We start from the raw sequence: 1,358 nt of genomic DNA on the forward strand, positions 1-1,358 counted from the left end.
AGGAATTGGCCTGACATCGCGACGGCGGGTCCTGAGCTGTCGGCGCCTTCGATGAATGCGCAGAATGCGATGTCGTGGACGATTCCCGCGAACCACCCGTGGGCTGGTCCGTTTCCGGTTTCGGCGGTGCCGGTTTTGCCGCCGAGGTCTTCGATGTCGGCCAGGCTGCTGGCGGAGCCGCTGGTGACGGTTTCGCGCATCATCGTCCGGAGTGCGGCGACGGTTTCTGCTGGGAGAGGGTCGGGTGTCTGGTCGGAGGTTGTGTGTTCGTCTTGGATGAGGGTCGGCAGGATCATTTGTCCGTTGTTGGCGAGTGAGGCTTCCATGACTGCGATGCCGAATGGGCTTGCCGTGACGGTGCCTTGTCCGATGGCCGCTTCGACGCGTGCTGCTCCGCCGGTGGTCACTGGTACTTGTCCGGTGACGGTGGTTAGTGCGGGCGCGTGGAAGTCGACACCGAACCCGAGTCGCGCGGCGGTGTCGCGCATCGCCTCGGGGCTGAGTTGGACCGCGAGTGCCCCTTGGGTGGTGTTGCACGATTGGGCGAATGCCGTGTGTAGCGGGACGGTGCCGAGATCGAACTCGTTGTCGTTGGGGATGGATCGTCCCTCGATGGTGGCCCGGGAGGGGCAGGCAAGGGGGGTGTCGGCTGTGGCCAGGCCGGCGTCGAGGGCTGCTGCTGTCGTCACTGTCTTGAAGGTGGATCCGGGCGGGTAGAGGCCGGTCAGGGAGATGGGTCCTTGGGTGTCGGCGGCGGGGTTCTGGGCGACGGCCAGGACGCCGCCGGTGGTCGGTTCGATTGCGACGATCGTTGCTGGGGCGTCTTGGGCGTCGACGGCGTTTTGCGCGGCTGCTTGGAGGGCGACGTCGATGGTGGTTCCGATGTTGCGCAGGCTCTCGGGTTCACGTCCGCCGAGTTCGAAGGTGCCCGAGGGGTTAATGACTTGCAGGGCCCATCCAGCGCCGGCGGTGAGGCGATCGTTCCAGTAGTCGGGCAGGCCGGCGAAGGCCGGGGAGTGAATTCGGGGGTCGGAGGTGACGAGTCGACCTTGTTCGGTGAGGCTGATCCCGGGGACAGTCTCCAGCATGCCCCGAATCGGCTCGATGTCTTCTTGGCGAAGCGAGACCACGGTGTAGTCGGTGCCGGGTGCGGCGGCCATCCCGGTTCGGATCGTCTCCGCCGTGATAGATGGTTCGATTTCGTTCAGCAGGGATGCGACTTGCGCTGCCGAGGCGTGGGAATCGGGGGCCAGTGAGACCATTGTGACCGGGGCCCAGCCCATGATTCGGATGTCGTTTCGGTCGACGATGGGCGCGGTGTACTTCTTGGTGTCCGAGTAGCCAAGGTAGCCGCCGGT

At 65.4% G+C, this 1,358-nt stretch carries 1 protein-coding gene; it reads right to left on the reverse strand.

Annotated elements, in window-relative coordinates; genetic code table 11:
• A partial coding sequence (locus ACWIE7_RS19290; RefSeq protein ID WP_454070349.1) for a penicillin-binding transpeptidase domain-containing protein occupies positions 1-1,358 on the reverse strand: 1,358 nt, incomplete at both ends.

The sequence above is a fragment of the Dietzia sp. NPDC055343 genome (assembly GCF_053645265.1).